Source organism: Sporomusa sp. KB1 (assembly GCF_007830295.1).
Lineage (GTDB): Bacteria > Bacillota > Negativicutes > Sporomusales > Sporomusaceae > Sporomusa.
In genome coordinates, this window is the sequence record NZ_VLKC01000002.1 from 84,679 (window position 1) to 93,922 (window position 9,244).

At 47.2% G+C, this 9,244-nt stretch carries 5 protein-coding genes and 1 CRISPR repeat array; all 5 genes read right to left on the reverse strand.

Going from position 1 to position 9,244, the window contains the following annotated elements; genetic code table 11:
- Nucleotides 1-20: 20 nt before the first annotated feature.
- The 5 genes from SALPA_RS04235 to SALPA_RS04255 all read right to left on the reverse strand — a co-directional run bounded on the left by SALPA_RS04235 (nt 21) and on the right by SALPA_RS04255 (nt 5,165).
- Nucleotides 21-1,637 (reverse strand): ABC transporter substrate-binding protein, encoded by a 1,617-nt coding sequence (locus SALPA_RS04235; RefSeq protein ID WP_222427869.1) that lies wholly within the window; start codon nt 1,635-1,637, stop codon nt 21-23.
- Nucleotides 1,638-1,716: 79 nt separating this feature from the next.
- Complete coding sequence (locus tag SALPA_RS04240; RefSeq protein WP_145090056.1) at nt 1,717-2,688, reverse strand: ABC transporter ATP-binding protein; 972 nt, start codon at nt 2,686-2,688, stop codon at nt 1,717-1,719.
- A 12-nt stretch (nt 2,689-2,700) separates the two neighbouring features.
- The gene (locus tag SALPA_RS04245) at nt 2,701-3,657 is read right to left on the reverse strand and encodes an ABC transporter ATP-binding protein (RefSeq protein ID WP_222428153.1); all 957 of its coding nucleotides are present in this window, start codon (nt 3,655-3,657) and stop codon (nt 2,701-2,703) included.
- An 88-nt stretch (nt 3,658-3,745) separates the two neighbouring features.
- Nucleotides 3,746-4,630: an ABC transporter permease gene (locus tag SALPA_RS04250; protein WP_145090062.1), complete on the reverse strand. Its 885-nt coding sequence runs from the start codon at nt 4,628-4,630 to the stop codon at nt 3,746-3,748.
- A 10-nt stretch (nt 4,631-4,640) separates the two neighbouring features.
- Complete coding sequence (locus SALPA_RS04255; RefSeq protein WP_145090065.1) at nt 4,641-5,165, reverse strand: ABC transporter permease; 525 nt, start codon at nt 5,163-5,165, stop codon at nt 4,641-4,643.
- Nucleotides 5,166-5,726: 561 nt separating this feature from the next.
- Nucleotides 5,727-9,196: a CRISPR direct-repeat array (repeat unit 32 nt; unit sequence GTTTCAATCCACGCGCCCGCAAGGAGCGCGAC).
- The last annotated feature ends 48 nt before the right edge of the window (nt 9,197-9,244 follow it).

Sequence of the window (9,244 nt, forward strand, 5' to 3'; positions counted from 1 at the left end):
ATGAACGAGCGCTACTAAGTTTATTTTGATTCTTCCAGGCTGATACCGTAGTACGGCATATCACTCCAGCCATTCCAAGCCACTTTAAAGTTCTTCACTCTGGGCTGTACCACGAATAGATGTTCTGGCGAAAAGAGTGGTAACCAAGCAGCATCATTAATGACAATCTGAGTTTCCATTTCTTGATACAGTTTATAGCGTTCTTCCGGATTGGTCATTCTCCGTGCTTGTTCCAACTGGCCAGCTACTGTTTCATTTTTATAGTTATAGGAGCGTGCTATCGAATTTCGGGGTGCAAAAAATGTATAAATGAAATTATCCGGATCATTAAAATCAGCTGACCATATATCCATATACATTGGCAACTGGCCTTGTTTCCTGGTAGATAATAATGAAGCTCTATCCATTTGTTTAATTTCTACAGTGATGCCAACTTCTTTAAGCATCGCCTGGACAGCTTCATTGACGCGGAGTGCTTCCGGCCTGTCTGCCACATGGGCAATCACCATACTAAAGCCATTAGGATATCCTGCTTCGGCCAACAATTGTTTGGCTTTTTGCGGATCATACGGAATCTGAGGAGCATTCGGATTATAACCCAATAAGCCTGGCGGCATAATGGTATTCACTAATTTTCCTTTGCCAAAATATAGTTTATCAAGCAGTTCCTGGCGATTAATCGCCATTTGGAACGCCTTTCTGACGCGTACATCATCAAAAGGCTTGATATTTTGATTCATACTATAATAATAGAGACCAACTCTTGGACCTTTGACAATGTGATTTTTCCATTTATCACTGCCTTCAAAATAAGGAATCTGCGTCCTGGCCAAATCACAGTTAAATACATCTAATTCGCCTGTCTCAAACAACATTTTTTGCGTATCTGCGTCTGGCACAATTTTTATGATAATGCCGTCCAGAGCTGCTTTCCCGCCCCAATACTGGTCATAGGCAACCATCGTAATATGATCGTTAACCTTCCATTCTTTGAGTTTAAACGGCCCTGTACCCACCGTTTTTTCGGGATCTAACCCAAACTGTGTTCCTGCGGCTTCGGTAGCTTTGCGGTTATAAATAGACGCTGCTGGTGTGGCCAGATTGGCTAAAAATGGAGCAAACGGCTGGGATAAGGTAATTTCAACAGTATATTTATCAACTGCTTTTATGCCGGCGGTGGTATCGGCCTTACCCTCCACCCGTTCTTTTGCGCCGGCAATCATATCAAAAAAATCGGTATTTAAGGCTTTGGTTTTGGGATTGAGCATCCGGTCAACAGTATATACTACATCATCAGCAGTAAGTTCTTCTCCATTATGAAACTTAACCCCTTTACGCAGGTGAAACGTATATACTTTGCCATCAGGAGAAATATCCCATTTTTCTGCCAGCCCGGGGACCATTTCTGATACCCCCGGTGCACTCGTTTTTATTTCCACCAGTCGTTCAAAGATATTTAGCGGCAAATTATATTCTTCTGTAGTCAGCTGAGTATCGGCAGTCCCGGGATCATTTATGGCCGCCACTCTTAGTGTGTTTTTGCTAGTGGATTTATTCATGAGTGAACAGCCTGTCATAAATACAAACGAAAAACATAAAACAATGGCAACCGCGATCATTTTTTTACAGTAACTCACTAAAACCCCTCCCTAAAATTTCTATAGATATTTATAAGCATTCTTATTATCACTTCACTGCTTTATATACTCTTCTTCTTTAGGTTAGAGAAAAATGACAAGCACATTTTCTCCCGCCATAGTCCGCTAACTTTGGTTCTTCTACCCGACAAATTTCTTGTACACGGGGACAGCGGGTGTGAAATCTACAACCAGGCGGCGGATTCATGGGACTAGGCACCTCCCCTTCCAACAGTAGTCTTTTCCGGTTGCGCAGTTTAGGATTTGGTACTGGTGCCGCATTCATCAAAAATGAAGTATACGGATGCAGTGGCTGCTCAAATATCTCGGTACAATTTCCTAGTTCCACCACTTTCCCCAAAAACATCACACACACACGGTCAGCCATATAACGTACCACACTCAAATTATGAGAGATAAAAAAATAAGTCAACCCAAACTGTCCCTGCAAATCTTTGAGCAAATTGAGAATTTGTGATTGGATCGAAACATCAAGCGCCGATACCGGCTCGTCACAAATCAACAATTCCGGATTTAGCGCCAACGCTCTGGCGATCCCTATTCGCTGGCGCTGTCCGCCGCTAAATTGGTGGGGGTACCGATTCATAAATTCTTGTCTTAGTCCCACCAGATTCATTAATTGTTCAACCCTAATTTCCTTGTTCTTACCTGTTGCCAGCTGATGTGTTGTTAACGGCTCGCCAATAATATCGACAACCTTCATTCGCGGGTTGAGACAGGCATACGGATCCTGAAAAATAAATTGCACCTGTTTTTTGAACTGTTTAGCTGCCTCAGCTTGTAGAGTAAAGATATTTTTGCCTTTATAAAGAACTTCTCCGTCCGTAGGCGGCAATAGATTAATCAACAAGCGCGCTAACGTACTTTTACCGCAGCCTGATTCACCTACCAAGGCCAGGGTTTCATGCTGAACTATTTCTAAATCAACATTATCTACTGCCTTAACAATATTTTTCTGTTTACCTAACCAACCGCCTGTATCAAAAAAGTATTTTTTTAAATTTTTGCTTTGAATAAGTATATCGCCCACAGTAAGCACTCCCTAACCACGATACTTTACACAGCGAACCAAATGTCCCTGTCCGACGTCCACCAAGTCTGGTTCTTGTTCCGCACAGATAGCCGAGGCAGATTCGCAGCGGGGAAAAAACCTGCACCCCTTGGGCAACTGCAGCAAATTTGGCAGCATACCCGGTATATTGTAAAGCCGCTCGCCGCTTTTCCGGAAAGTAGGCAGGGCTTTTAGCAAACCGGCAGTATAAGGATGCAAACAATTGTCAAACAGTTCGAAAACATTGGCCTGTTCTACAATTTTTCCTGCATACATAATCGTAACATCATCACATACTTCGGCTACGACGCCCATATCATGGGTAATCAACACAATAGCGGAGTCAAGTTCTGTCTGCAATTTTTTCATCAATTGCAAAATTTGCGCCTGCACAGTTACATCAAGAGCTGTAGTTGGTTCATCCGCTAGTAACAGTTTTGGCCTGCAGCTAAGCGCCATCGCAATCATCACTCGTTGGCGCAAACCGCCGGAAAGTTGATGGGGATACGCGTCCAGTCGCTTTTGTGGCTCTGGTATGCCTACTAACTTGAACATTGCAAGAGCTTTTTCTTTCGCCTCGGCTTTACCTAGCTGTTGATGGAGGATTGCTGCTTCCATCACCTGTCTCCCCACTGTATAAACAGGGTTTAACGAGGTCATCGGCTCTTGAAAAATCATCGACATCTCATTACCTCTGACTTGGCACATTTCTTTTTCGGTCAAATTCACTAAATTTTTTCTATCTAAAATAATACTGCCAGCTACAATTTTTCCTGGAGCGGGCACCAAGCCCATGAGGGACAACGCCGTCATGCTCTTGCCACAACCAGATTCGCCGACAATACCAACTATTCGTCCTTTTTTTACCGTAAAGCTTACATCATCAACCGCAGGAATTACGCCTTTATTGGTAAAAAAATAAGTTTTAAGGCCTGTTACGGTGAGCATCGTATCCTTTTCAGCTATCGTTGTATCACTTGTCCTGCGCTCATCAATCACTGCACTATCTTCTGCCATGATAATTGCCCCCAAACGCTTACTGTTTTAGATATGGATCCAGAGCGTCCCTTAACCCGTCTCCCAGGAAGTTAAAAGCCAATGCCACTAGTAATATCGCGACTCCTGGTACAATGGCTATCCAGGGAGCCATAAACAAAAATTCCTTTCCCGATGAAGCCATGAGACCCCAGCTGGCCATGGGCGGTTGCGCGCCCACCCCCAGAAAGCTCAGGGTTGCCTCTGCCATAATAGCGTCAGGGATACCCAAGGTAAACAGCACCAGCAAGGAAGGAATGCAATTAGGCCACAGATGGCGTAACAGTATCACCCAATTCTTTACGCCCATTATTTTAGCTGCTTCGACAAATTCTTTTTCTTTCAATACCAGGGTTTGCGCTCTGACAACCCTGGCTGTTCCCGCCCAGTTGACCAGGCTTATGGCAATAAAGATGTTCAGCAGACTTGCACCTAATGTATACATTACCACCATCGCCAACAGCAACGAAGGAAATGCCATAACAACATCTGCTGCTCGCATAATAATATAATCAGTCTTCTTGCCATAATAACCGGCTATCAATCCCAGAATGGTTCCAATCATCATGGAGAATAAGGTAGGCACCAAACCAATAACCAGCGATATTCGGGAGCCGTAGATAATTCTGCTTAAAATATCACGGCCAAACATATCTGTACCCAGTAAATATTGGGCAGACGGCCGCTGAAATTGCTGACTCATATCTACATGGTAAGGATCGTATGGCGCTATATAGGGAGCCAACACAGCGGCACTAATAAATACCAATAATACTATACAGCCAGCCAAAGCGCTTTTATTTTGCTTTAATGATTGAAATAATTCTGTCAAAAACGATTCTTCAACATATTGCGGTTGCTCTATTGCCTGTAGTTGCGATTCCATGTGTTCACCCTCATTTATTTTTAATGCGTGGATCTAAGAAAAAATACATCATATCAGCTGCCAAATTACCTAAAATAACCAACAAGGTAGTAAAAAGGATGGAGCCCTGCAATAGCGGCAAATCTCTGGTCTGAATGGCATTAACCGCAATACGCCCTATTCCCGGAATGCTAAAAATAGTCTCGGTTATAACTGATCCCGAAAGCATGGAAGCAACTTGGATCGCCATAACCGTTACTACCGGTAAAAATGAATTTTTGAGCGCATGGTTAAAAAGAACAGCAAGAGCTGACAAACCTTTGGCTCTAGCTGTTCGAATATAATCGTTGCCCATAACCTCCAACAAGCTGGAGCGAGTTAAGCGGGCAATCGTCCCTGCCGCCCCCCAACCCAAAACCACTGCAGGCATAATAAGACAAAGCGGATTATCAAAACCCGAAACAGGCAGCCAGCCCAGTGTAAAGGCAAAAATGTACTGCAATAAAAGGCCTGACCAAAAGACAGGCATAGATACACCGAGTAACGCACTACCCATAAAAAATTAAAATACTGTACATAAATTGGCTCATCCAAATGCATTTGAGCCCACACCCGCGCTATCGTATCAGGATCAACAGGTCATTCCTCATCAAAATAAAAACACCGTGTATTCGCATCTCTACTATTCGAACTTTCACGGCGTCTTTGCCTAATCTAAGAATTTTTCAATTTATAATCACACTCATGTATCAATTTACCATGTAAGATTATACCATGATGTCCAACTTGAGTCAAACAAACTCGTAAAATTATCAGGACATGTTCATGAAAAAAGCTGAGGATTAAAAACAACGGATTCCATATAATCCATATCCAAAGAACAATGATAGCGTTTTCTTTGAATGGACATCTTTGATTCTGTTTCCAGTTTTAATAAATTGGCAGACAACCTTCGTAATTGCGACAGGTTTGCTGCTTCAACCTGCAGTCGTGTCAGCTATTGATCTTCGCAAAAGCCAACATCTAACGCCCATTGCAAGTTATTTTCAATCCCCCAGTAAGACCTGGAAGCCTGAGCAATTTCTTCCACGATATTGCTGCTATTGGTCATACCTCTGTTTTAGTCTACGCGCCCACAAGGAGCGCGACATATGCAACCATACACGGCTGTACATTTTATTATATTTCGATCCACGCGCCCGCAAGGAGCGCGACAAATCATCGGGAATATATCCAAATTCCGACATGTTTCAATCCACGCGCCCGCAAGGAGCGCGACCATTTTCAATATTTCTTCATTCATTGCAGCCTGTTTCAATCCACGCGCCCGCAAGGAGCGCGACTAAGCGGCAGTCTCAGCTACAATTGCCTGTCCAGTTTCAATCCACGCGCCCGCAAGGAGCGCGACGGCTGTTCAAGTATACCAATTACGGGCTCAACGTTTCAATCCACGCGCCCGCAAGGAGCGCGACACCAAAAATTATGCCAGGCTCAAATGGTTTAGGTTTCAATCCACGCGCCCGCAAGGAGCGCGACTTAGTTATGGCGGACTAGGTTACGGCGATAGATGTTTCAATCCACGCGCCCGCAAGGAGCGCGACCTAAATCCATTGTTTTCCCAAGTTCCAATAAAAGTTTCAATCCACGCGCCCGCAAGGAGCGCGACTTGGCGACTAAGAAATACACGGCTATTGCTCAAGTTTCAATCCACGCGCCCGCAAGGAGCGCGACGCGCACCAGTTGGCCTTGCGGTAGACGGCAAAGTTTCAATCCACGCGCCCGCAAGGAGCGCGACATTAACCAAAAGACTGATGTAAGCAAGATTTTGGTTTCAATCCACGCGCCCGCAAGGAGCGCGACGAAAGAGCGGCAGTGGGGCCGTGGGTGTCCAAGTTTCAATCCACGCGCCCGCAAGGAGCGCGACTTCTTAAAGTTTGTGAAGAATGATCCGTTTTTTGTTTCAATCCACGCGCCCGCAAGGAGCGCGACGAGGTTAATCTTACTGACATGGCATTGAATAAAGTTTCAATCCACGCGCCCGCAAGGAGCGCGACTAATTGCCCATTAAACAACATTACTTTTTTATGTTTCAATCCACGCGCCCGCAAGGAGCGCGACACTTAGCCACTAGTGCATCGTACCCTACTGCAAGTTTCAATCCACGCGCCCGCAAGGAGCGCGACATTTAATCAGTACTGCTGATGCCGACGAGTCTGTTTCAATCCACGCGCCCGCAAGGAGCGCGACGGGGATAAACTACAGATCAATTATTGGAAGGAGTGTTTCAATCCACGCGCCCGCAAGGAGCGCGACCGGGATTTCGGGCAATACTGGAGGCGCTGCTGAGGTTTCAATCCACGCGCCCGCAAGGAGCGCGACATCAGTCCTCTCTGTACAGCAATTCTGCATCTGTTTCAATCCACGCGCCCGCAAGGAGCGCGACAATTCAGCGGCTATACGAGGAGGGCGTAATGAGTTTCAATCCACGCGCCCGCAAGGAGCGCGACGTGATTATGGCGGCAGAGGAATTACTATTTGTGATGTTTCAATCCACGCGCCCGCAAGGAGCGCGACATGGAGCTACAAGCAATGGGCGCGCAGGGGTGAGTTTCAATCCACGCGCCCGCAAGGAGCGCGACCTGACTGTTGAAGAGTGTCACTCGCTCATGAATGTTTCAATCCACGCGCCCGCAAGGAGCGCGACCAGGGTACTAAACAGTTACTATATTGCTGATAAGTTTCAATCCACGCGCCCGCAAGGAGCGCGACTATAAGGCAAAGACAGAGCGGGAAACAAAGAGCGTTTCAATCCACGCGCCCGCAAGGAGCGCGACATGTTGGATTTGATTCTAACGGTAAACATAAAAGTTTCAATCCACGCGCCCGCAAGGAGCGCGACCTCATGAGTGGTCAGGGCGTGGAGGCTTGCTGGTTTCAATCCACGCGCCCGCAAGGAGCGCGACGTGATTGACTGTGCGTGTCGAACTTGCGAAAACGTTTCAATCCACGCGCCCGCAAGGAGCGCGACCTAATTGGTCAGCCATCGTTTGCCCCCTGCTGGTGTTTCAATCCACGCGCCCGCAAGGAGCGCGACTTGAAAATCGTCCCAGGATTTGAGAAATAATTTGTTTCAATCCACGCGCCCGCAAGGAGCGCGACACAACAAGAGATATAGTGATTATGGCGGCAGAGGTTTCAATCCACGCGCCCGCAAGGAGCGCGACGTGTACGGCCAGCAAGTTGTTCAGTGTTTAGGCGTTTCAATCCACGCGCCCGCAAGGAGCGCGACACTATGTTTAGACCCCTAGCCGGGGTATTGGCAGTTTCAATCCACGCGCCCGCAAGGAGCGCGACCGCGAATGGTCCCTGGAGGGAACCAAGAAAAAGTTTCAATCCACGCGCCCGCAAGGAGCGCGACGTAAACCGCGCTTCATTATGTCGGCTTGAACCGGGTTTCAATCCACGCGCCCGCAAGGAGCGCGACGTTAGGGTAAAATCATCCGTGGCTCATTTAGTTGTTTCAATCCACGCGCCCGCAAGGAGCGCGACGTCAAATCGTCTGCGTAATTCGCCTAAACACTGTTTCAATCCACGCGCCCGCAAGGAGCGCGACTGCTGTTTTTTGGCTCCGATGTTATGCCTGGAGAGTTTCAATCCACGCGCCCGCAAGGAGCGCGACTTTGCTAGATAGATTGGAGGGACTGCATAAATGTTTCAATCCACGCGCCCGCAAGGAGCGCGACTTTGATGATCCCAGTATAAGGGTTGATTTTACAGTTTCAATCCACGCGCCCGCAAGGAGCGCGACCTACATTAGTAAGAGTTATTCCGGTCATAGATGTTTCAATCCACGCGCCCGCAAGGAGCGCGACCCAATTGCTCCGGCAATGGGGCGGTATTTATTATGTTTCAATCCACGCGCCCGCAAGGAGCGCGACGAGGTTAATCTTACTGACATGGCATTGAATAAAGTTTCAATCCACGCGCCCGCAAGGAGCGCGACTTGATGATCCCAGTATAAGGGTTGATTTTACAGTTTCAATCCACGCGCCCGCAAGGAGCGCGACAACGGCGACATATACTTCTCAACCGAATTCGGGTTTCAATCCACGCGCCCGCAAGGAGCGCGACTAAAGCGGCACAGTCTATGGGGTTAAGCGCAGAAGTTTCAATCCACGCGCCCGCAAGGAGCGCGACGTTGCTTCCGTCCATGCCCTGTGCTGGGAGCTAGTTTCAATCCACGCGCCCGCAAGGAGCGCGACATGGTGCTGAATAATATAATCAGTCATTGCAAGAGTTTCAATCCACGCGCCCGCAAGGAGCGCGACGAGTGCAGTTTTTATTTCCTCGAAGTTCCACGAGTTTCAATCCACGCGCCCGCAAGGAGCGCGACCTGGTCCCGCGTTTGCCCCAAATGTAGCTAGTGTTTCAATCCACGCGCCCGCAAGGAGCGCGACCTGAGCTACCAAAGAGAAATAACGCTATTGAGTTGTTTCAATCCACGCGCCCGCAAGGAGCGCGACTAAAATAATCAATTATGTTTGCCGATTGGCGGGTTTCAATCCACGCGCCCGCAAGGAGCGCGACGTTGATGGTAGTTATCCGATATTCAGTCAATTTGTTTCAATCCACGCG

What these genes read in the sequence shown, in the direction of transcription:
- SALPA_RS04255 (WP_145090065.1), bottom strand. Translation starts at nt 5,165, where the DNA reads ATGGGTAGTGCGTTACTCGGTGTATCTATGCCTGTCTTTTGGTCAGGC.
- SALPA_RS04250 (WP_145090062.1), bottom strand. Translation starts at nt 4,630, where the DNA reads ATGGAATCGCAACTACAGGCAATAGAGCAACCGCAATATGTTGAAGAA.
- SALPA_RS04245 (WP_222428153.1), bottom strand. Translation starts at nt 3,657, where the DNA reads ATGCTCACCGTAACAGGCCTTAAAACTTATTTTTTTACCAATAAAGGC.